This window comes from Paludisphaera soli, from assembly GCF_011064595.1.
Classification (GTDB): Bacteria; Planctomycetota; Planctomycetia; order Isosphaerales; family Isosphaeraceae; genus Paludisphaera; species Paludisphaera soli.
Map to the genome: position 1 here is coordinate 22,159 of NZ_JAALJI010000035.1, position 22,222 is coordinate 44,380.

Genomic DNA, 22,222 nt, shown 5'->3' on the forward strand with positions numbered 1-22,222 from the left:
CTCCCCGCGCTCAGGTCCCATCCCGTCCACCCGCCCCCGCTTGGAGCCCGATTGATGTCCGACGCCGCGAATCGCCCCCATGTCCGCACCCAGGCCGTCTGGGCGGGCGAAGGGGGCGTCTTCATGGGACGCGCCACGCAGGTCCCGGTCGTCCACAGCGTCTCGTTCGGCTACGACGACCTGGACGAGTGGAAGGCGGCGTCGCTGGGGGAGGTCCCGGGGCACATCTACGGCCGGAACACCAACCCGACGGTCGCCGTGTTCGAGGAGAAGGTCCGGGTGCTGGAGGGGGCCGAGGCCGCCACCAGCTTCTCCACCGGCATGGCCGCGATCAGCGACACCCTGTTCACCCTGCTGGAGCCGGGCCAGAGGGTCGTCTCGGTGGTCGACACCTACGGCGGCACCAACCGGATGTTCAGCGAGTTCCTCCCCCGCGTCGGCGTGGAGGCGACGCTTTGCCCGACCGCCGATCACGACGCCATCGAGGCGGCGATCGACGAGGCCCCGCGCGTGCTCTACCTGGAGAGCCCCACCAACCCGACGTGCAAGGTGCTGGACCTCGCCCGGCTGGCCGCCCGCGCCCGGTCGAAGGGGGCGATCGTGGTGGTCGACAACACGTTCGCCACGCCCATCAACCAGCACCCGCTGGAGCTGGGCGCCCATCTGGTCCTCCACAGCGCGACCAAGTTCCTGGGGGGCCACGCCGACGCCCTGGGGGGTGTGGTCGCCGGCGACAAGGACCTGGTCGAGTCGATCTTCCGCCGCCGCGAGATCACCGGCGCGACCCTCCACCCGGAAGCCGCCTACCTCCTGCTGCGCGGGATGAAGACCCTGGCCCTGCGCGTGGAGCGGCAGAACGCCAACGCGATGACCGTCGCCCGCTGGCTCGCGGCCCGTCCCGAGGTCGCCGACGTCTTCTACCCCGGCCTGGAAAGCCACCCCGGCCACGACGTGGCGAAGCGGCAGATGCCGGGGGGCTTCGGCGGCGTCTTGAGCTTCCAGCTCCACGGCGATTTCGACGTGGTGAAGCGGTTCCTGCCGCGCCTGCGGTGGGCGCATCGGGCGGCCAACCTGGGGGCCGTCGAGACCGTCGTCGCGCCGCCGGCCACCGGCTCGCACGTCGAGCTGACCGCCGCCGAACGCGCCGCGCTGGGCATCCCCGAGACCCTCGTCCGCTACTCCTGCGGCATCGAGGACGTGAACGACCTGATCGCCGACCTGGCGCAGGCGCTGGAAGCCTCGCGGCGCGGGGCCTGATGGGGAGTCAGGCGACCGGCGAGGCGTCGGTCGCCGTCCTCGGGACTTCGGCCATGGCCGACGCCCCGAAGACGGCGACGATCCCCGAGGCCGCCAGGGCGGCGATCATGGGGACGCTCGGGTAGTGGTAGCGGTCGCCCCCCACGGTCGCCATGTGGACGGCCGCGAAGTAGGCCCAGAAGACGATCGGCGGCAGCCCGATCCAGCGGCGGAAGCCTAGCCGGCGGAGGGCGTGCACCGCCCCGACGACCGCCGCCAGCATGGCCGCGCCGAAGTAGAGGGCGCTGGCCAGCTTCATAGGCCCCAGGACGCCGCGGCCGAAGACGCGGGTCAGCCCCGCCTGGTTCCAGACGACCCCGATGCTCTCCCGGGAGTGGGTCATGATGAACTTCTTGACGAGGCCGACGGCGAACCGCTCCGGGTGCTCCAGGACGTACTGCCGGCCCTCGCGTTTCAGGAGCGCGTCGCGCTCGACTTCGTTCAGCTTCTCGACCCGGGGCGGCAGCGGCATGTAGCCGCCATTGGAGTCTGGGTTGTTGCCCATCCAGAAGTTGGCCCCGCCGTTGGCCGAGATCAGGACGGGGCTGCCGAAGATCCGGGCGTTGCGGGCCGCCCAGGGGGCGATCAGGATCGCGACGACGAGCACGACGCCCGCCGCCTCGGCCGTGTTCGCGACCAGGCCGCCCCGGCGCATGTCGGGGTCGACGACGCGCCGCCACCAGAGCAGCGCGGGCATGGCGAGGGCGAGCGGCCGGACGTAGCTGGCCCCGGCCGTCAGCGCGCCCACGGCGGCGATCCGCAAGGCCGTCGGCCAGCGGTCGCGGCCCTCGGCGTAGAGCGCGCACAGGATCAGGAAGTTGAAAGGCAGCTCGCTGGCGAGGATCGTCGTGAATTGAATTTGGCCCGGCCAGGCCGCCAGGATCAGGCCCGTGATCACGCCGGCCCGCGGCCCGAACCACCCGTGGGCGAGCGTCATCGCGAGCCAGACCGTCCCGACGCCGAGCGCCACGTTCAGGGCCACGATCGGCCCGTAGCCCACCCCGAAGGCCTTGTAGAGCGTCGCGTAGATCGCGGACGTCCCCACCGGCCAGTAGACCGAGGGCACGCCAGGCTTGAACCCGTAGCCGTCCCCCGCAGCGATGTTTCGCGCGAGGATGTCGTAGGCGGCGCTGTCCGACTCGGGGACGACCGGCACGACGACGCCCCAGGCGACCCGGAGGGCCAGGGCCAGGGCCAGCACGGCGAGGGGGGCCCAGCCTGTCGTTGAGGTCGCGCCGTCCGGGGCTCGGGGGGGAGGTCTGAGTGGTGGGACGCCATGAGGGTTCGCCGTCTCCTGCGGTGCGGGGCGTGGCGGTCCGACCCGATGAAGAGGACCCCACGGGGGGGCGCCGGATGCCGGGCGCGAAAAAGAGCCTCGCTGGGGAGGCCAGCGGATCGAGGATACTATAAACTAAGCATTCTGGGCAATCATCCACCCGATGGCGGCGCGAACGCCCCCTCGGCCGGGCGAAGTCGCCTGCGAGCAGCCTTTTTCAGCCTTCACGTGACGCTTGTTTGAGGTGATGGGACCTATGGAGACGATCGCCGCCGAGCGAGACCGCCCCCTCTGCGTGGATCTCGACGGGACCTTGATCGCGACCGACCTCCTCTGGGAATCGTACTTCGCCCTGGCCCGCAGCCGCCCGACGGCCCTGCTCCTCTCCCCCGCCTGGTTGCTCAAGGGGCGGTCGCGGCTGAAGAGCGAGATCGCCGATCGGGTCGTCCTGGACATCGGCACGCTCCCCTATCGTGAGGCCGTGGTGGACTTCCTGAAGGCCGAGAAGGCCCGGGGGCGGCGAATCGTGCTGGCGACCGCCTCCGACCGCCGGTTCGCCCAGGCGGTCGCGGACCACCTCGGCCTCTTCGACGAGGTGATCGCCTCCGACGCCGGGGAGAACCTCAAGGGCCTCACCAAGCTGGCCGCGCTGGAGGCCCGGTTCGGCCGCGGCGGCTTCGCCTACCTCGGCGACTCGACGGCTGACCTGCCGATCTGGGAGGGCGCCGGCGAGACGCTCCTGGTCGACTCCCAACCCGGCGTGGTCCGGCGCGCCTCGGCCTTCCGCGAGCCGTCGAGGGTCTTCGAGGGGACGCGCGTGGGGCCCCGGGCGCTGATCAAGGCCCTGCGTCCCCATCAGTGGGCGAAGAACATCCTGTTGTTCGTTGCCCTGATGGCCTCGCACCGGTTCTTCGACCTCGCCTCCTGGCTGAGCTGCCTGACGGCGTTCGCGGCCTTCTCGGCCGCCGCGTCGGCCGTCTACATCCTGAACGACCTGCTCGACCTGGAGTCGGACCGCAAGCATTCGCGCAAGCGGAGGCGGCCGTTCGCCAGCGGGGCCGCGCCGATCCCCATCGGCGTGGTCATGATCGGCGCCTTGCTGGCGGCCTCGGCCGTGGCGGCCGCGTTCCTCCCCGCGCGGTTCGGGGCGCTTCTGGTGCTCTACCTGGTCCTGACCACGCTGTATTCCGTGTATCTGAAGCGGAGGCTGATGGTCGACGTGATCTGTCTGGCGGGGCTGTACACGCTCCGGATCCTGGCCGGCGGCGAGGCGGCCTCGGTGATCATCTCGCCCTGGCTGATGGCCTTCTCGATGTTCCTCTTCTTGAGCCTGGCGTTCGCCAAGCGATACGCCGAGCTGACCGGCGCGAGCGAGTCCGGCGGGAAGATCGCCGGGCGGGGGTACTGGCCGTCGGACGTCGACCTGATCCGCTCGTTCGGGCCGATCAGCGGCTACCTCTGCGTGCTCGTCTTCTGCCTCTATCTCAACAGCCCGGACGTCCGCTTGTACTATCGCCGACCGGACCTCCTCTGGTTGATGTGCCCGATCCTCCTCTACTGGATCTCGCGGGTCTGGTTCCTGGCCTGCCGGGAGCAACTCGCCGACGACCCCGTCGTCTTCGCGCTCCGGGATCGGAACAGCCATGCCTGCGGCCTCCTGTTCGCCGCCATCTGAAGGCGAAGCGACGGGCCAGGAAGCCGGCGAGATCCGCCCCTCGCGCGAGCCGGGGCGGCCCCGCCGTCGCGGGCGAGCGTCGACATCCCTCCTCGGAGAGGCCCGGAACGACGGGGTCCATAGGACTCGAGTTCATTCGAGGCCCCGGCGCCCGGTCCCGTCCGACGAATCCTCGCCGAGATCCCCGACCGGTCCGCAGGTTCCGGGACTCGACTCAGACGAACCGCCTGAGGGGGGACTGCAGGAGAGCCCAGACGGCGGCGAAGGAGAGGAAAATCACCACGACCGCGTGGGCGGAGGGGGTCAGGTCGGGGGTGGGGAGGCGGTTGGAGACGGCGTAGACCATCCGGTGGACGGACATGTGGACGAGGTAGACCCCCATCGCCATGCCGACCGCCGCGGCGACCCAGCGGGGGGGCTCGAACCGCCAGGTCGAGGCGAGGGCGACCAGCAGCATCGCCAGGCCGTAGCGGACGGCCAGCTCGTCGTCCAGGCCGGCCGCGATCAGGGCGTAGGCCGCGCTGTTGTGCAGGACGACGGCGATCACGCCCGAGCGTCGGAGTTCGGCGTGCCGGGTCGCGGTGCCGACCGCCAGGCCGAGGAAGACCGCCGGCAGGCAGCGGAGCCACTGCGGGGCTGGCGTCCCCTCGTCGCCGAAGTAGGGCTTGTCGATCGCCAGGACCGCCAGCGAGAGCACCGCCAAAAGCGCCGCGAGCAGGCAGGAATAGCTCGGCCGGACGCCGGCCGTCAGCCGCCGGGCGACGTTGACGAAGAGGACCATCGCGAAGGCGAAGGGCAAGTACCAGAGGTGCACCGAGGTCCCCGTGAGGAACATCCGGCCCCCCAGCTCGTCGACGATCGAGGTGCCGTGCCGCAGGTAGGTGGCCACCTCGACGACGCCGTAGACCCCGCACCAGAAGAGCCAGGGGAGCAGGAGCCGCGAGCCCGACTTGCGGACCTGCTGCGCCAGCGGCCGGGGCTCGCCGCGGCCGGCGGCCAGGGTGGCCGAGATGATCGCCAGGGTCGGCAGCCGCCAGGCCATGTACTCCGCGCCCGGCGCGCCGGTGTGGAACCAGACGATCGCCACCAGCGCGGCCAGGCGGAGGACGTCGAAGCCCGCCACCCGGTCGCGGCCCGTCGCCGCCGCCCCGTCGCGCGAGGCCGCGCGGCCGGCGGCCTCGCGAGCCGGTCGGTCTTGCCTCCCCCCCAGCGCGACGGGGGGCCTGAGCACGAACTCGTCGGGGCTCGTCATGAGCGGCGTCCCTCTGATGAAGATCCGTCTGTCAGGGGAGTCTGGGAGCCTCGCAAGGCCGCCCCGGGAGGGGGCCGTTCTCGCGGGCGAGGCTCCGCGTCGGTCGGCGTGTCGCCGGTTGCGTGCGGATTCCGAATGGAACGATGAACTGAGAAACTCTTAATTCCCCGCCGATCCATTCCGGCGCGAGTCTAGGCGCGCCCGGAGCGGGCGTCAATCCGGTATCGACCCCGGTCGAGAGCCCTCGCGCCCGGCGTTCGCGGGCCTCGCCGCACCGGGGAGTCGGCGTCGCCGCGGGTCGTCCCCGGCCGGTCGTTCTCGATATTCTCCGCGCCTCGTCCCATGGGTCCGAGGGGGGATCCACCCACGATCCCGGAGCTTCAGCCGTCGCGATCGACGCCCTTTCCGCCCGGAACGGTCTGGAACCTGGCGGGCGGTTGGGATCTAATTCAAGGTCCGCGGCGGCCGGCGCGCGGCCGTGCCGCGGCGCGTCGGTCGAATCCCGATCCAGGCCCCGCGTCCGGGCCTCGCGGCCTTGCCGCGAGCCGTCCGACGCCATCCCCGCAGCGGTCGATTTCATGAAACTCGAGACGATTTGCCTCCACGGCGGCGCCGAACCCGACCCGACCACGCTCTCGCGGGGGGTGCCGATCTACCGCACCAGCTCGTTCGTCTTCAAGAGCGCCGAGCACGCCCAGAACCTGTTCGCGCTGAAGGAGCTGGGCAACATCTACACCCGGCTGATGAACCCGACGACCGACGTGCTGGAGAAGCGCGTGGCGATGCTCGAGGGGGGGGCGGCCGCGTTGGCGGTGGCCTCGGGGACGTCGGGGATCTTCTACTCGATCATCAACCTGGCCCAGGCCGGCGACAACATCGTCTCGGCCCGGAACCTCTACGGCGGCACGTACACCCAGTTCCACGACATCCTGCCGACCCTGGGCATCCAGGTGAAGTTCGTGGACTCCAACGACCCGGACGCCTACGCCGCCGCCATCGACGGCAACACCCGCGCCCTGTTCTGCGAGAGCGTGTCGAACCCGGCGCTGGAGGTCACCGACATCGAGGCGGTCGCCAAGATCGCCCACGCCCACGGGCTCCCCCTGATCGTGGACTCCACGTTCTCCACCCCCTACCTGACCCGGCCGATCGAGCACGGGGCGGACGTGGTGGTGCACTCGCTGACCAAGTGGTTCGGCGGCCACGGCACGGGCATCGGCGGCGTGGTGGTCGACGCCGGCAAGTTCAACTGGGCCGCGGGCAAGCACCCGCTGTTCACGATCCCCGACACCAGCTACCACGGCCTGCGCTGGGGGATGGACCTGCCCGAGCCGCTGGCCCCGCTGGCCTACATCCTGCGGATGCGGACCGTCCCGCTGCGGAACCTGGGCGCGTGCATCGCGCCGGACAACTCCTGGATGTTCCTCCAGGGGATCGAGACGCTGGCCCTGCGGATGGAGCGGCACTGCGAGAACTCGCTGGCCGTCGCCCGGCACCTGGCCGCCCACCCGAAGGCCACCTGGGTCCGCTTCCCCGGCCTGGAGAGCGACCCGATGTACGACCTGAACAAGAAGTACCTCCAGGGCAAGGGGGGCTCGATGGTCGTCTTCGGCATCCGCGGCGGGGCCGAGGCGGGCCGGAAGTTCATCGAGTCGCTCCGGCTGTTCTCCCACCTGGCGAACGTCGGCGACGCCAAGAGCCTGGCCATCCACCCGGCCTCCACCACCCACTCGCAGCTCGACGAGGGCCAGCAGCGCGAAGGTGGCATCGGCCCCGACCTCGTCCGCCTGTCCATCGGCCTGGAACACATCGACGACATCCTCGCCGACGTCGACCAGGCGCTGGACGTGGCCTGCCCCTGACGGGGCGAGCCGGACGCCGGATGGGATGGATGGACGCGATGAGGGCCGGAGGGCCTTGAAGGCCGGCCCTCCCCCCTTCTCCCCTTGAGGGAGAAGGTGCCCCGCAGGGGCGGATGAGGGGTGGACGCAGCCGAGGCCCGTGGGTCTCGGCCGCGGCATCCTGCAGGCTCTCGGCCGGTCGACCCCTCATCCGGCCGTCCCGGCCACCTTCTCCCTCAAGTGGAGAAGGGAGGACGCGCACGCCGACGCTTCTTCGCGCCATACCCCTGGATGATCCCCCTCATCCGGCCCTTCGGGCTACCTTCCCCCGCCAGGGGGGAAGGGAAGAGACCGTCCCCTTCAGCCGACCGCATCTTGATATGAGCCAAGCCCTCAACGAAACCCGGACGCAGTTCTTCGAGTTCGACGACCCGGCGGATCCGCTCCGCCTGTGCGTGGGCGACCCCCTGCCCCGGTTCACGCTGGCGTACGAGACGTACGGGCGGATGAACGCAGACCGGTCGAACGTGATCCTGCTCTACCACGCCATGACCGGCTGCCAGCACGCCGCCGGCTGGAATCCCGACGTCCCCGGCCTCGACGGCCGCTGGACCGAGGAGATGCACGAGGGCTGGTGGGACCCCTTCATCGGCCCCGGCAAGGCCCTCGACACCGACAAGTTCTGCGTCGTCTGCTCCAACTACCTGGGGGGCTGCTACGGCTCCACCGGCCCGGCCTCCATCGACCCGGCCACCGGCCTGCCCTGGGGCTCGACGTTCCCCGTGCTGCGGATGCGCGACATCGTCGAGTCGCAGATGAAGCTGCTGGACCACCTGGGCGTGAGCAAGCTCCACGCCGTCGTCGGGCCCTCGCTCGGCGGCTTCCTCGCGCTCCTGACGGCGGCGATCCACCCCGAGCGGGTCCACTACGTCGTCCCGATCAGCACCGGCGTCGAGACCACGATCGACCAGCGGTTGCTGAACTTCGAGCAGGTCACCGCCATCGAGGCCGACCCCTACTTCCGCGGCGGCGACTACTACGCCGGCGCCCGGCCGGACGTCGGCCTGGCCCTGGCGCGGCGGATCGCCCACAAGGCGTTCATCTCGCCCGACGCCCTGCGCAAGCGGGCCCGCAGCGAGGTCGTCAGCCAGAAGCCCCCCCACGGCTGGTACGAGATGAACCACCCGGTCGAGTCCTACATGCTCCACCAGGGTCAGAAGTTCGTGAAGCGGTTCGACGCCAACACCTACCTGCGCATCCTCGACGCCTGGCAGTGGTTCAACCTCGTCAACGAGACCGGCGTCAAGGACCTGCGCGACGTCTTCGCGCGCTGCCGCGACCAGGAGTTCCTGGTCTTCAGCATCGACAACGACCACACGTTCGAGCGCAAGCACCAGGATAAGCTCGTCCGCCTGCTCAAGCAGGCCGAGGTCCCCGTCATCTGGATCACCGTCCACTCCGACAAGGGCCACGACGCCTTCCTGCTGGAACCCCGGCTGTTCGCCCCGCACATCCAGGAGGTGCTCAACCACCGCGACGAGGGGTGACCGCGACGGCCGCCCGGCGAGCCGACCGATACCCGCCGTCCCGACGCTTCGCGTACGATGAAGGCTGAGTTCGGGGAGGCGTGAGAAATGAGCCCCGGTGAGAAGATCGTCGACGTCTCCGTGACCGAGGACGAGTTGAGGGTCGAACTGCTCGACGGCCGCACGCTGACCGTCCCCCTGGCCTGGTATCCTCGCCTCCTGCACGCGAGGCCGGAGCAGCGGGCGAACTGGCGGATTGCCGGTGGGGGCTATGGCATCCATTGGCCCGACGTGGACGAGGATCTGAGTTCGGAGGGGCTCCTCCGGGGGGCGCCCGCCCCGAGACAGCCCGCCGGGACCTGAACTCGCGTTGCGGACCCACCCGACGAGGGGATCCGATCGACCCTGGAGGACGCCGTCATGACGCCGCCTGAGAGGGCCCCTGCCGACGCGGCCCAACCTCCCGAAGTCGAACAAGAGGCGCCGGCGTCTCGGCCGTCGGCCGAATCGGAGGACGAGGACGACTTCGATCGCGCCATCGCCGGGTCCTCTCATCGGCTCGTCGGTCTGGCGGCCAGGCCCTCGCCGAGCATCGGGCCGGGGCGACCCGGACGCTCGACCCCGATCGGATAGGAATCTGTTGAAACCGGCCTGACCTCGCTGCGTCTTCCGGGCCGTCGGCGATCGTCCGGGCGGGTTGTCCTGGAGGCGATGCCGATGAGCCGCTATCTCCACATCGGCGGCGTGGTCGCCGTCGGCTTCGACGCCGGCGGGGCCTACCTGCTGGTCATCTCCCATTCGGGCCGCGGCGTGTTCTCCACGGCCGATTGGCGGCGCGTGGCCCGGGACGTCGAGCTGGCGTACCCCGTCGGCGGGGTCGGCATCGGCATCGGCCCGATCGCGGGCCAGCCCGTCGCCGTCACCGAGATGGATTACGAGACCGGCGCGATGCGCGTGCTCGGCCCCGGCGGCCGGTTCGTGCTCGAATGCGAGAGCAGCGGCATCGCCGTCGTCGAACCGGACGCCTGATCGATCGGCGAAGCCGACCCCGGTCGTCGCCGGAAGAGGCTTGCCGAGACGGTGCGGGTCGACGATCCTCGAATGTCGGTCGCGATCGGCGTCGCCAGGATCGCGACCTGCGCCTGAGTCGAAGACGAGCCCCCGGACGTCCAATCCGGGGGCCCAACCGCCCGGAGCCCTCCCCGCCATGACGACCCGCCGCATCCTCTCCGCCCTCGCCGTCTCGCTCGTCGCGGGGGCCTCGGCCCTCGGATACTACGCCGTCGAGGAAGGGCACAAGCCCGGCTACAAGGACACGCCCCACCTGCCCGGCGGCAAGTGGCGGGTCCACGACGCCGAACGGCCCCACCCGCCCGTCGTCACGCCGGGCGCGAAGGTCGGCGACGCCCCGTCCGACGCCGTCGTCCTGTTCGACGGCAAGGACCTCTCGAAGTGGCGCGGCGACCACGGCGACCCGACCTGGGAGGTCGTCGACGGCGCGATCGTCGCCAAGGCGGGCTCGGGGTCGCTGATCTCCCGCGAGGAGTTCGGCGACGCCCAGATCCACGTCGAATGGTCCGCCCCCGACCCGCCGAAGGGGAACGACCAGGGCCGCGGCAACAGCGGGATCCTGATCTTCGGCCGGTATGAGATCCAGGTCCTCGACAACTACAAGAACCCCACCTACGCCGACGGCCACGCCGGCGCGGTCTACGGCCAGCACCCGCCGCTCGCCAACGCCCTGCGGCCCCCGGGCGAGTGGCAGTGCTACGACATCCTGTTCACGGCCCCGAAGTTCAAGGAGGACGGCTCGGTCGAGACGCCGGCCTACGTCACCGTCCTGGTCAACGGCGTGGTCGTCCAGAACCACGCCGAGATCTACGGCGCCATGGCCTTCCGCGAACTCGGCCGCTACAGCCCGCACGGGCCCAAGGGCCCCCTGGCCTTCCAGGACCACGGCGACCCGGTCCGCTTCCGCAACATCTGGGTCCGCCCCATCCCGGCCCAGGACCAGGGCTGACGCCGGCCCGCCCCGCCCGCCGCTCGGCGGCGGGCGGGGCGGCTACTTGCGGGCGAAGAACAGCCAGTCGACGCATTCCTCATCGGCGTGGCGGTTCCAGTAGGCGACGCGCTCCACCCGGACCTCGCGGAACGTGGCGCGCAGGGCGTCGGCGAAGGGGGAGCTTTCCGCGTAGGACCAGACCGCCAGGACGCCGCCGGGGGCCAGGTGCTCGCGGGCCGACTCCAGGCCCGGGAGGTCGTAGAACGAGGCGTTGGGGCCGGCCAGGGTGTCGTCTGGGGAATGGTCCACGTCGATCAGGATCAGGTCGTAAAGTCGCGTCGGCGCGGACTGGATCCGGGCGTAGACGTCCCCCGGCCCCACGACCAGCCTCGGGTCGGCGGTTAGTTCCCCGGAGAGCGGGAACCAGCCCCGGCGGAGCCAGTCGACGACCTGGGGCAGGTACTCGACCACCTCGACCCGCGCGACCCGCGACGACCCCAGGGCGGCGTGGGCCGTGTACCCCAGCCCGAGCCCGCCGACCAGCACGTCGAGGGCCTCCCCGTCGTGCATCTCCAGGGCGACGGTCGCCAGGGCCCGCTCCGACGCGGTGTGGAGGCTGCTCATCAGGAACTGATGGTCGAGCGTCACCTCGGTGACGATCACGACCGGCTCCGAAAGGGTCGCGCGGCGCCTCAGGCAGAGGACGCCGAGGTCGGTGGGCTCGTAGGCGAGGACCTCGAAGCCGGTCGGGTTCATGAGCGGCGACGTCCCGGGTCGTCAGTCGGGGAGGAAGGTCAGCTCGACCATGGAGAGGTCGTCGGCGAAGTCGTCCCGGCCCATGAGGGCGCGGGCGTGGGCGACGAGGTCGTCCATCTTGGGGGCGGCGGGGTCGTCGAAGGGGCCTCGGCCCATGTACTCGATGAACTCGCCGAACGGCCAGAGGGTGCCGTCGGCCCGCTCGATCTCGTAGGCGCCGTCGCTGAAGAGGTAGACCTTGGCGAACGGCCCGAGGATCGCGTCGGCCGACGCGTACTCCATGTCGGTGATCGCGCCGATCATCGGGCCCCGGGACTCCAGCATCTGGAGCTTCACATCGTCGCGCGAGGGGCCGTCGATGAGGACGGCGGGCGGGTGGCCGCCGCCGGAGTAGTGCACCCGGCGCGTCCCCTTGTGGAAGACGCCGTACCAGATGGTGAAGTACAGGCCGTTCTGCTGGTCCATCTGGAAGGCGTTGTTGAGCGCGTAGAGGACCTGGCTGGGGTCGCGGAAGTCGGTGTTGGGCAGGGCCTGCGACCGCAGCGCGTTCATGGCCGAGACCGAGAGCAAGGCCGCGCCGACGCCGTGGCCGCTGACGTCCAGCAGATAGAAGGCGAAGTGGTCGTCGTCCAGCCAGTGGTAGCCGAACGAGTCCCCCCCCAGCTCGGCCGAGGGGACGAACCGCCAGTCGGTGAGGATCTTCCCCTTCGTCAGCTTCTCGGGCAGGAGCGACTCGACGTAGCGCTCGGCCTGGCGGACCTCGTCGGCCAGCCGCTTCTGGCTCTCCTGCAGGGCCGAATACGCCTCGTTCCGCTGCAAAAGCGCGATGTAGCCCCGGGAGTGGTAGCGGATCCGGGCGATCAGCTCCAGGCGGTCGGGGAGCTTGACGACGTAGTCGTTGGCGCCCTTGGCGAAGGCCTCGGCCTTGACGGCGGGCTCCTCCTTGGTCGACAGGACGATCATCGGCACGTCGCGGGTCTCGTCCTGGGCGCGGAAGTTCTGGACGAGGGTCAGGCCGTCGATGTCGGGCATGACCAGGTCCTGGAGGATCACCGTCGGCTTGATCCGCAGGGCCTCGTCGAGCGCCTTGGTGGCGTCGCGGCAGGAGTGGAACTCGATGTCGGCCTCGCCGGCGAGCATCCGCCGCACGGCCTCGCCGATCATCGCCTGGTCGTCGATCAGGAGGACGGTGATCTTGTGCTCGGAGAAGCGGGCGTCGGTGCTCATGGGCTCATCCCGGGCTCAGGTCGTCGGCGACCTGGCGGGTCGCGTGGGTGGAGGTACCGGGCCCTATTGTTTCATCGCCGGGGGGCCTGCGCCTGCGCCCCGGTGCGGCCGGCCGCGGCGAGCCCGCGGACGATCGACTCGGCGACGCGGCCGAGCGGCGCGACGACCTCGGCGGCGCCCCGCTCGACGGCCGCGCGGGGCATCCCCCAGACGACCGAGGTGGCCTCGTCCTGGGCGATCGTGCACCACCCCCGGCGGCGGAGCGCCAGCAGCCCCTCCGCGCCGTCGCGGCCCATCCCGGTGAGCAGCGCCGCCGCGCCGGCGCCGGGCCAGTTGCGGGCGACGCTCTGGAAGAAGACGTCCACCGAGGGCCGGTAGCAGGCCGCGCGGGGCTCGGGCGTGTAGCCCAGCCGGCCGTCCTCCCCCAGGATCAGGTGGTCGCCGGTGGCCGCCAGCAGGAACTTGCCGGGCGAGGGGCGGTCCCCCTCGCGGATCAGCTCCACGCGGCGGCCGGAGTGCTCGCTCAGCCAGCCGGCCAGGCCGCTCACGAAGAACGAGTCCACGTGCTGGACGATCACCGTGGCGACGTCCCAGCCCCGGGGGAGGTCCTTGAGCACCTCGGCCACCGCGAACGGCCCGCCGGTCGACGCCCCCACCGCCAGCAGGGGCTCGCCCCGGGCCGCCGCCGGCGTCTCGGGCGGGGGCGTCCAGGGCGTCCGGCACGGCTGATACTTGCCGATCAGCTTGCCCACGGTCTCGATCTTCCGGAGCAGGTCGGCCCCGCCCGAGCACGCCCCGCAGGCCGCCAGCACCGGCGTGTCCACCGCGTCGAGCGCGCCGAAGCCCATCGCCTGGTACACCTTGTCGATCTGGCCGCTGACCGTGGCCGTGACCACCAGGATCGCGCAGGGGCTCTCCTTCATGATCCGACGGGTGGACTCCACCCCGTCCATCACCGGCATGAAGAGGTCCATCAGGACCAGGTCGGGCGGGTCGGCGCGCACCCGCTCCACCCCCTCCGCGCCGTCGCGCGCCGTCCAGGCCACTTCCAGCCCGGACGCCGACGCCACGACGCGCCGGAGCGCCTCGCGGGCCATCACCGAATCGTTGACGATCCCGACCCGCATGGAGGAACACCCCGGAAGACGTGCGTCTCGACTTCGAAGACGCTGTATTCTAGGCCGTCGGCCCGTCGGCTGATACAGGGAAATCGGGGGGCCGGCGTCCGGCCCCCCCGCCCCGGCTCAGACCTGGGCCGTGCCGCCGTCCACGAACAGCTCGCTGCCGTTGACGAAGCTGGAGTCGCCCGACGCCAGGAAGAGCGCGGCGGTGGCGATCTCCTCGGGCCGGCCCATCGTCCCCCGGGGGATCAGCTTCACGAACTCGTCGAGCATCTCCTTCGGCACCCCCTCCAGGATGGGCGTGTCGATCGTCCCCGGGCTGAGGACGTTCACCCGGATCCCCCGATCCTTCAGGTCCAGCAGCCATGACCGCACGAACGCCCGGAGGGCCGCCTTGCTCGCGCTGTAGACGCCGAAGGCCGGCAGGCCCATCGACCCGGCGATGGAGCCGTTCAGGATGATCGACCCGCCGTCGTTGAACAGCGGCAGGGCCTTCTGCACCGTGAACAGCGTCCCCCGCACGTTCAGGTTGAAGGTGCGGTCGAACTGCTCCTCCGTCACCGCGCCGATCGGCGCGAACTCGCCGGTCCCCGCGCTGGCGAACAGGACGTCGATCTTCCCCTTCTCCTTCGCCACCGTCTCATAAAGCCGGTCGAGGTCGGCGAGGCTCGACGCATCGCCCGCCACCCCGATGACGTTGCGGCCGATGGCCTTCACGGCCTCATCCACCTTCTCCTTGCGGCGGCCGGTGATGAAGACGTACGCCCCCTCCTCCACGAACAGCTTCGCCGTCGCCAGGGCCATACCCGACGTCGCCCCCGTGATCACCGCCACCTTGCCTTCGAGCTTCGGCATCGTCCCGCCCTCCCCTTCGCGATTTCGACCGATCCCTCAGGAAACCCCCGACGATCCTCTCGCGAGAATGCCGGCCCGAGCCCTTCAAACGACGCCGGTCAGCGAGCCCCGCCGGAGACGCGGAGCGTCTCGCCGGTGACCCAGGCCGAGTCGTCGGACGCAAGGAACACGACCACCTTGGCGATGTCGTCCGGCCGGCCGGCCCGGCCGAGCGGCGTCTGCGCCACGAAGCCCTGCACCGTCCCCTCGTCCAGCGAGGTCATCGCTTTCGTCCCCTCGGTCGCCGTGTAGCCGGGGCTCACGCCGTTCACCCGGACCTTCCGCGAGGCCAGCTCCACCGCCAGGCCGCGGGTGATGGTGTCCAACGCCCCCTTGGTCGACGAGTAGATCACGCCCCCCGCGGGCGGGCTCGTGGCGGCCACGGAGCTGACGTTGACGACGCTCCCCCCCTCGGGGCCGAAGTGCTTGAGGGCCTCGCCGACCACCAGGAGCGGCCCCAGGACGTTCAGGTCGTAATGGCGGCGATAGCTCTCCTCGGTCCCCTGCTCGAACGGGCCGAAGCTGAACACCCCGGCGTTGTTCACCACCACGGACGGGGCCCCGAGGGCCTCGCGCGTCGCCTCGAACATCCGCGCCACGTCGGCCGCCTTCGACGCGTCGCCCCGGATCGCGAAGGCCCGGCCGCCGTCGGCCTCGATCTCCCCGACGACCCGCCTCGCGCCCGCCTCGTCGGACGCGTAGTTCACCGCGACCGCCGCCCCCTCGGCCGCCAGTGCCTTCGCGATCCCCGCGCCGATCCCCTTCGACGCCCCCGTCACCACCGCCACCTTGCCCGTCAGCTTGCCCATGAGACCCCCCGTTCCCTGCGGACCGAACCGAACTTCGTTCGACGCTTGGATGATTATCGAATTGAAGTCCGGGGAGTCAAGCGGGGGCGGCGTCGGAGGGGCTCAGATTTCGGCGAGCCGGTCGAGGTAGGCGCGGAGGACGTCGCGGCGGAGGGAGAGGTGGGCGCATTTCCCCTCGCGGGCGATCTCGATGAGCCCGGCCGTCTCCAGCTCCTTCAGGTGGTGCGAGATCGTGGCGGCGCTGACCTTGTGCGCCTCGCTCATCACCGCGCAGGGGGTGGGCTCCGGGGAGGTCCCCAGCTGCTTGAGGATCTGATACCGCCGCGGCTCCGCCAGCGCGCGGGCGATCCGGTTGAATTGCTTGTCGGTCAAACGAGGATCTCCGAGGACGGTTCGATTATTATCGAAATGACCGCCGGTCGTGTCAACCGGCCACGGCGTCCGGCATGTCGCGATCCGAACCATCACGGCTCCCCAGGCCGCGCCTCCCCGCGAGACGCCCGCCACGGCCTGGCGGGGATCGGCGATGGCGTTCGTCCACGGTTCACCTCCCCGATCGATTTTCGTTGCGAGGGCGAGGCCGAGGCCGGATCATGAATGGACCGGCCATGCTCCGGGGCGCGACGACCGCGTGCTAGCCCGGCTCGAAGATCGGCGCGGCTTCTCGGCGGTCCCTTGCAGGCCGAGCGGCGCCCGGGAGGATGACGGATTCGGGGTCTCCGTTCTCGACGTCGCCAGGGATCGGCGGAAAGAGCACCTCCATCGGATCTCAAGCCCGCGGAACTCGGGCGATCCTGCTGATGCGGGAAGGGCGACTCGGATGGGCCCGCCTCCTCGGGCGGAGCGGCGCGAGGCACCGGTCTCCGAGAGGAGGGCCGCATTCAGGTCGCGATCCGCCGACCTTCCCCGGCCGCGGCCCCTGCATGATGGCTGGACTCCGCGGGTGAGAGCAGAGCCGTCACGCGGTCGAGCGTGAGAAGTCCAGCCAGAGGGGGTAGGCGGAGCAAGTCGCCGCGCTCCGCGCCCGGGTTGTTTCCCGTCCGGTCACCTTTCCCAGGGGAGAAGCCGATGCCCATCTACATGAAGATCGAAGGCGTGAAGGGATCCGCGGTCGGGAAGTACAAGGACTGGATCGAGCTGAGTTCGGCCCAGCTCAGTTCCGGCAGGTCCGTCAACTCGGCGGCCGGCCGGGGCGTGAACCGGGAGGCCAGCGCGCCCTCGCTCTCCGAGATCGTCGTGACCAAGTCCAACGACATCGCCAGTACGCAACTGTTCCAGCTGAGCTTGAGGGGGGAAGGCAAGAAGGTCGTCATCCATTTCGTCGGGAAGGACAGCAAGGGCGAGGTCCCCTACATGGCGCTGGAGCTGGAAAACGCGCTGATCTCCAGCTACAGCGTCTCGGGCCATGGCGGCACCGCGGGAGATCGGCCGATGGAGTCGCTATCCCTGAATTTCACGAAGATCACTTACTCGACGACGCCGGTGGCCGCGTCGGCGGACGCGAAGGTCGTCAAGGATCGGGCGATGTGGAACCTCGCGATCGGGGCCGGTTCGTGACCGTGACTCGCGCGACGTCGCGTCACCTCGCCCGGAGCACTCGGGCGGTCGACGCACGGCCACGAGGAGGATCCCCGTCCGGTCCCATCTTCGCCCCTATCCTTATCCTCGCGCCTCGCCGATCAGGTCGACGACGGTGGAGAGGAAGGTCTGGTCGTGGAAGCTGCTCTTGGTGAGGTAGAAGTTGGCGCCGGCGTCGAGGCCGCGGATGCGGTCTTCCTCGCGGTCCTTGTACGAGACGACGACGACGGGGATGGTCCGCAGGCGGACGTCCTTCTTGATGAGCGAGACCAGCTCGATGCCGTCCATCCGGGGCATGTCGACGTCGCTGACGACCAGGTCGTAGCGGCCGGTGCGGACGGAGTTCCAGCCGTCGACGCCGTCGACCGCCACGTCGACCTGGTAGCCCTGGTTCTCCAATAGCTGGCGCTCCAACTCGCGGACGGTGATCGAGTCGTCGACCACCAGCACCCGCTTGACCCGGCGCTCGACGCCGGCCGCGGCGGCGGCGAAGGCCTCGGAGGCCAGCCGGCCGATCCGACGGCCGCTCAGAAGGTTGTCGATCGAGCGGATCAGGTCCTCGACGTCGATGATCAAGACGGGCCAGCCGTCTTCCAGGACCGACGAGCTGTTGAGGTTCGGCACCCGGCCGAGGCGCGCGTCGAGCGGGGCGACGCGGAGGTCGCGCTCGCCCAGGAATTTATCGACGACCACGCCGAAGCGGTGGCTGCGGTCGCTGGCGACGACCACCGGCATCCGGCCGCCGGCCCGCGCCGCGCCCTCCAGTTCGAAGATCCGCGAGGCCTCCACCAGCCCCACCGGCTGGTCGTCGATCCGCATGTGGGGCTTGCCTTCCAGCTCCAGGATCTCGTCGTCGGCGACGGTCGTGATGCGGTCGATTCGGTTCAGCGGGAAGGCGAAGGGCTCGCCGGCGATCTCCACCAGGAGCGCCCGGATGATCGACATGGTGAGCGGGAGCTGGAGCGTGAACCGCGTCCCCCGGCCGAGCTTGCTGGAGACCCGGAACGTCCCGCGCACCGCCTGCACCATCGTCTGGACGACGTCCAGGCCGACGCCCCGGCCGGAGATCTCGGTGACGTGGTCCTTGGTGGAGAAGCCGGGGAGGAACAGGAAGTCGAGCAGCTCGGGCTCCGACATCCTCGCGGCCATCGCCGCCGTGGTCAGGTTCTTCTCCACCACCTTGGACCTCAGCCGCTCCACGTCGATGCCCCGGCCGTCGTCCTCCAAGACGATCTGGAGCATGCCGGCCATGTGTCGGGCTTCGAGCCGGATGGTGCCGGAAGGGTCCTTGCCGGCGGCGACGCGCTCCTCGGGGGTCTCGATGCCGTGGTCGAGCGCATTGCGGATCAGGTGGTTGAGCGGGGCGTCGAGGCCGTCGAGGATGTCGCGGTCGACCCCCGTGGTCTCGCCGACGACCTCGAACCGGGCCTGCTTGTTCATCTGCCGGGAGACGTCGCGGACCAGCCGGGGGAAGCCCCGGACGCCGTCGGCCAGGGGCCGCATGCGGCTGGCGAGGACCTCGTGGTGCAGCCGTCCCGAGATGTCCTCGCCGCTGCGGGCGAATTCCTCGATGGCGTCCAGCGACGTCGTCAGCCCTTCCTGGCAGCGCGCCGCCTGGTCGCGCGCCTGGGTCAGCATGGCCAGCTCGACGGCGCGGTCGCCGTCGGAACCGGCCCCGGCCGCGATCCGGCCTTCGAGGTTCTGGAGCATGTCCAGCAGGCTCGTCTGGCGGCGCTTGAGCGCCAGCAGGTCGTCCAGGAACGGCCGGAACCGCCGCGTCTGCACCAGGGATTCGCCCGCCAGCCCCATCAGCCGCGACAAGCTCTCGGCCGTCACCCGCACGACCCGATCCGCCGCCTCGCCCGAAGGGGACGACGCGGGCGGGGCCTTCGGCGGCTCCGTCGCCGGCGCGGCCTTCTTCTCCTCGGCCTTGACCTGAGGGGCCTCCGCCGGCGCGGCCGCGGCCGCCGGGGGCGGAGCGGGCGGCGACGGTGCGGCGTCCGGCGTCCGGCCGGCCTCGATCCCGGTCAGGGCCTCGGCGATCGCCTCCACCTCGGCCGCCTTCTCGGCCTGCCAGGCCTCCAGGTCGGGCTCCTTGACGTCGGCGACGGCGGTGAGGAAGTCGACGCCGCGCAGGAGGGCGTCGATCGAGCCGGGGGCGAGGGCGATCTTCCCCTTCTGGGCGGCGACGAGCACGTCCTCCATGGCGTGCGCGACGCGGACGGCGGCGTCGAGGCCGACGACCCGCGCGGCGCCCTTGATGGAGTGGGCGGCGCGCATCAGGGGCTCGATCGCGGCGCTGGAGGCGTCGGACTCCAGGCCGACGAGGCCCTGGGAGAGGACGGCGAGGCGTTCCTCCGCCTCCATGCGGAACAGGTCCATGAGCGAGAAGCCGCTCAGGTCGGCCTCGGGCTTCGACGGCAAGGGGGCGGGCGGCGGCGGCGCGGCGGGCTCCGACGGTGGGACGGCGGCGGCCGGGACCTGGCCGGACTCCACCTCGGCGAGCGTCGCGGCCAGGTCGTCGACCTCGGCCGCCTTCTCGGCCTGCCAGGCCTCGAGGTCGGCCTCCTTGACGTCGGCGACGGCGGTGAGGAAGTCGACGCCGCGCAGGAGGGCGTCGATCGAGCCGGGGGCGAGGGCGATCTTCCCCTTCTGGGCGGCGACGAGGACGTCCTCCATGGCGTGGGCGACGCGGACGGCCGCGTCGAGGCCGACGACCCGCGCGGCGCCCTTGATCGAGTGGGCGGCGCGCATCAGGGGCTCGATCGCGGCGCTGGAGGCGTCGGACTCCAGGCCGACGAGCCCTTGCGAGAGGACGGCCAGGCGTTCCTCGGCCTCCATGCGGAACAGGTCCATGAGCGAGAAGCCGCTGAGGTCGTCGCTCATTGGCCGATGCTCCGCAGGGCGGCGAACACGCGGTGCTCGTCCAGGAATCCGACGCTGCGGCCTTCCCACGGGATGACCGCCTGGCTGAAGCTGACGGCCGTGTTGGCGAGCGTGGAGGGGACCCCTTGCAGGGCGCTGCGGGCGAAGTGCTCGACGCCGTGGACCTCGTCGGCGGCGAACGCCCAGACCTCGGAGCGGTCGCGGTCGCGGAGGACGATGAGCCGCTCGCGCGAGGCGGAGGCGGCCTCGCCGTCGCCCGTCGGGGACGACCTCGGGTCGGCCGCGCCGAGCAGGCCGTACATCGAGAAGCAGAGCTGGAGCTGGCCCCGGAGGTTGACCAGGCCCCTCAGGACGGCGTTGGTGCGGTGGGGGACCCGGTGCACGGGCCGGGTCAGGGCCGCCTCGACGACGGCCTGGGTGCGGAAGGCCAGCCACTCCTGCCCCAGCCGGAAGATCAGGACGCCGACGTCGTTGCGCCGGCCCTCGGCGTCGCGGCCGACGAGCGCCGCGTCGGCCTGCTCCTCGGCGCAGTGGCCCTCGTCGCTGAGCCACCGGGTCCATTCGTCGAGGTAGCCGGGGGGGGCGGGACGGTCGAAGAAGACGCGCGCGGCCCTGGCGAAGACGGGGCAGTTCCGGCAGTGGACGTGCGTCTTCAGCTCCGGGCAGCTCCGGTCGCCGGCGATCCCGATCCGGTTCCAGCAGTCGTCGAGCCGGGCCGCGGGGGCGACTTGGGGCGTCCCCGCGCCGACGTCGAGGGTGCGGGGCTCATTCATGCGCCGGGCCTCCCGTCTTGGTGTTGATATCGGCGGCGACGCGGCCGCTCTTCAGGGCGCGATCGGCGCGGCGGCGGAAGCCGGCCGCCGCCGCGAGGTCGCCGCGACGCTCGGCGATCAGGGCCAGGGCCAGCAGCGCCCCGTCGTGCGCGGGGTCGAGATAGATGGCCTTGTTGTAGCAGCCCTCCGCCTCCGACCGCCGGCCGGCCGCCTGGTGGATGCCCGCCATCAGGACGAAGGCGGCCGCCGAGGGCCCCTCGCGGCGGACGGCCTCCTCGCAGCAGGCCAGCGCCTGGCCGTGGCGGCCCTGGTTGGCGTGCTCCATCGCCCGTTCGAGCCACGGCCGCGCGTCGTCGGCCGGCGGGCTCGGCGCGGGCGGGGGCGCCGGCGGGGCCGCGATCGCGGGCCGAGGCGGCGTCGGCGGCGGGGGGGCCAGGCGGGGGCGGTCGGCGAGTTTCGGCGGCGAGGGGAGGGCGGCCTCGGGGCGTCTCGGGGCCTCGTCGGGCTTGCGGCGGCGGAGGGCGAAGGTCCCGAGGCCGGCGGCCGCGACGAACGCGCGGCCGGCGGGCGAGGCCCCCAGGGTGTCGGCGTGGCCGAGCACGAGGAGGCCGTCGGCGGCCAGGAGCCGGTCCAGGGTGGCCTCAGCCAGCGCCCGCGAGGGCCGCGCCAGGTAGATCAGCAGGTTGCGGCAGAAGACCGCGTCGTAGGGGGGCTCTCCGGCCAGGAGCGCGGGGTCGAGGATGTTCCCCAGGCGGAAGCGGACGCGGCCCCGGATCGCCTCGGCGACCTCGAATCCGCCCGGCCGCTCGCGGAACCACCGCGCCAGCCGTTCCGGCCCCAGCCCTCGGAGCGAGTTTTGCGAGTAGACCCCGGCGCGGGCCGTCTCCAGCCGCCGCTCGCTGACGTCGACGGCGTCGATGACGAAGCGGCCCGGCGGCAGCCCGGCCTCCTCCAGCGTCACGGCGATCGAGTACGGCTCCTCGCCCCCCGCGCAGGGGAGGCTCAGCACCCGCAAGGGGCCTCGCGAGGGCCGGGCCGTCCAGCCGTCGCGCGCGAAGGTCCGGAGGAGGTCGAACGGCAGGGCGTCGCGGAAGAACCAGCTCTCGGGGACGACCACCTCGTCGATCAGGGCCTGCAGCTCGGCCTCCGACCGCGCCACCAGCTCGGCGTAATCCTGCTCCTGCACCAGCCCCGTCGCCCGCATCCGCTCCCGGGCCGCGCGGGGGATCAGCCCGGGGCCGATCGACGCCCGATCCAGCCCCAGCCGCTCGTTCAAGATCGCGTCGATGGCGCGGAGACCGTCGGACATG

General features: G+C 71.4%; 19 protein-coding genes. 8 read left to right on the forward strand and 11 right to left on the reverse strand.

Features of this window, described 5'->3' with window-relative positions; translation table 11 throughout:
* The first annotated feature begins 54 nt into the window (after window positions 1-54).
* The gene (locus G6O68_RS28045; protein WP_165252395.1) at window positions 55-1,257 is read left to right on the forward strand and encodes a cystathionine gamma-synthase family protein; all 1,203 of its coding nucleotides are present in this window, start codon (window positions 55-57) and stop codon (window positions 1,255-1,257) included.
* Window positions 1,258-1,264: 7 nt separating this feature from the next.
* Here G6O68_RS28045 and G6O68_RS28050 read toward each other — a convergent pair whose 3' ends face one another.
* Window positions 1,265-2,497, reverse strand: coding sequence for a glycosyl transferase family 39 (locus G6O68_RS28050; RefSeq protein WP_165252397.1), 1,233 nt, complete (start codon window positions 2,495-2,497; stop codon window positions 1,265-1,267).
* A 331-nt stretch (window positions 2,498-2,828) separates the two neighbouring features.
* On the opposite strand from G6O68_RS28050, the gene G6O68_RS28055 reads away from it, so the two are divergent.
* Window positions 2,829-4,247, forward strand: a complete 1,419-nt coding sequence (locus G6O68_RS28055) for a UbiA family prenyltransferase (protein ID WP_165252399.1) — start codon at window positions 2,829-2,831, stop codon at window positions 4,245-4,247.
* 214 nt (window positions 4,248-4,461) lie between these two features.
* Here the strand turns inward: G6O68_RS28055 and G6O68_RS28060 are convergent, their stop codons facing one another.
* Entirely contained in the window at window positions 4,462-5,499 is a 1,038-nt protein-coding gene (locus G6O68_RS28060) for an acyltransferase family protein (RefSeq protein WP_165252401.1), read from the reverse strand.
* 578 nt (window positions 5,500-6,077) lie between these two features.
* Between G6O68_RS28060 and G6O68_RS28065 the strand changes: the two genes are divergently transcribed.
* From G6O68_RS28065 to G6O68_RS28085, 5 genes are all read left to right on the forward strand, one after another.
* Complete coding sequence (locus G6O68_RS28065) at window positions 6,078-7,361, forward strand: O-acetylhomoserine aminocarboxypropyltransferase/cysteine synthase family protein (protein WP_165252403.1); 1,284 nt, start codon at window positions 6,078-6,080, stop codon at window positions 7,359-7,361.
* A 359-nt stretch (window positions 7,362-7,720) separates the two neighbouring features.
* On the forward strand, window positions 7,721-8,887 hold the full coding sequence (gene metX, locus G6O68_RS28070; RefSeq protein ID WP_165252405.1) for a homoserine O-acetyltransferase MetX: 1,167 nt from the start codon (window positions 7,721-7,723) through the stop codon (window positions 8,885-8,887).
* An 87-nt stretch (window positions 8,888-8,974) separates the two neighbouring features.
* Window positions 8,975-9,229, forward strand: a complete 255-nt coding sequence (locus tag G6O68_RS28075) for a DUF2442 domain-containing protein (protein WP_165252407.1) — start codon at window positions 8,975-8,977, stop codon at window positions 9,227-9,229.
* 354 nt (window positions 9,230-9,583) lie between these two features.
* Window positions 9,584-9,895 (forward strand): hypothetical protein, encoded by a 312-nt coding sequence (locus tag G6O68_RS28080; protein WP_165252409.1) that lies wholly within the window; start codon window positions 9,584-9,586, stop codon window positions 9,893-9,895.
* A gap of 178 nt (window positions 9,896-10,073) precedes the next feature.
* Entirely contained in the window at window positions 10,074-10,886 is an 813-nt protein-coding gene (locus tag G6O68_RS28085) for a 3-keto-disaccharide hydrolase (protein WP_165252411.1), read from the forward strand.
* A gap of 42 nt (window positions 10,887-10,928) precedes the next feature.
* Here G6O68_RS28085 and G6O68_RS28090 read toward each other — a convergent pair whose 3' ends face one another.
* From G6O68_RS28090 to G6O68_RS28115, 6 genes are all read right to left on the reverse strand, one after another.
* A complete protein-coding gene (locus G6O68_RS28090; RefSeq protein WP_165252413.1) occupies window positions 10,929-11,624 on the reverse strand; it encodes a spermidine synthase in 696 nt (231 codons plus the stop codon).
* Window positions 11,625-11,645: 21 nt separating this feature from the next.
* Window positions 11,646-12,851, reverse strand: coding sequence for a SpoIIE family protein phosphatase (locus tag G6O68_RS33460; protein ID WP_165252415.1), 1,206 nt, complete (start codon window positions 12,849-12,851; stop codon window positions 11,646-11,648).
* 71 nt (window positions 12,852-12,922) lie between these two features.
* On the reverse strand, window positions 12,923-13,978 hold the full coding sequence (cheB, locus tag G6O68_RS28100) for a chemotaxis-specific protein-glutamate methyltransferase CheB (protein ID WP_165252417.1): 1,056 nt from the start codon (window positions 13,976-13,978) through the stop codon (window positions 12,923-12,925).
* Window positions 13,979-14,095: 117 nt separating this feature from the next.
* Window positions 14,096-14,827, reverse strand: coding sequence for an SDR family NAD(P)-dependent oxidoreductase (locus G6O68_RS28105; protein ID WP_165252419.1), 732 nt, complete (start codon window positions 14,825-14,827; stop codon window positions 14,096-14,098).
* A gap of 98 nt (window positions 14,828-14,925) precedes the next feature.
* Entirely contained in the window at window positions 14,926-15,675 is a 750-nt protein-coding gene (locus G6O68_RS28110; protein ID WP_165252421.1) for an SDR family NAD(P)-dependent oxidoreductase, read from the reverse strand.
* Window positions 15,676-15,777: 102 nt separating this feature from the next.
* Window positions 15,778-16,047, reverse strand: a complete 270-nt coding sequence (locus G6O68_RS28115; protein ID WP_206108232.1) for an ArsR/SmtB family transcription factor — start codon at window positions 16,045-16,047, stop codon at window positions 15,778-15,780.
* Window positions 16,048-16,743: 696 nt separating this feature from the next.
* On the opposite strand from G6O68_RS28115, the gene G6O68_RS28120 reads away from it, so the two are divergent.
* Complete coding sequence (locus G6O68_RS28120) at window positions 16,744-17,232, forward strand: Hcp family type VI secretion system effector (protein WP_165252425.1); 489 nt, start codon at window positions 16,744-16,746, stop codon at window positions 17,230-17,232.
* A gap of 102 nt (window positions 17,233-17,334) precedes the next feature.
* Here the strand turns inward: G6O68_RS28120 and G6O68_RS33390 are convergent, their stop codons facing one another.
* The 3 genes from G6O68_RS33390 to G6O68_RS28140 are packed head-to-tail and all read right to left on the reverse strand — an operon-like array spanning window position 17,335 to window position 22,221.
* Window positions 17,335-20,139 (reverse strand): hybrid sensor histidine kinase/response regulator, encoded by a 2,805-nt coding sequence (locus G6O68_RS33390; RefSeq protein ID WP_261345616.1) that lies wholly within the window; start codon window positions 20,137-20,139, stop codon window positions 17,335-17,337.
* The gene (locus G6O68_RS28135; RefSeq protein WP_165252427.1) at window positions 20,136-20,912 is read right to left on the reverse strand and encodes a chemotaxis protein CheW; all 777 of its coding nucleotides are present in this window, start codon (window positions 20,910-20,912) and stop codon (window positions 20,136-20,138) included. The genes G6O68_RS33390 and G6O68_RS28135 overlap by 4 nt, the downstream gene beginning before the upstream one ends.
* Window positions 20,905-22,221, reverse strand: coding sequence for a CheR family methyltransferase (locus tag G6O68_RS28140; RefSeq protein WP_165252429.1), 1,317 nt, complete (start codon window positions 22,219-22,221; stop codon window positions 20,905-20,907). Before G6O68_RS28140 ends, G6O68_RS28135 begins: the two co-directional genes overlap by 8 nt.
* Window position 22,222 lies beyond the last annotated feature (1 nt).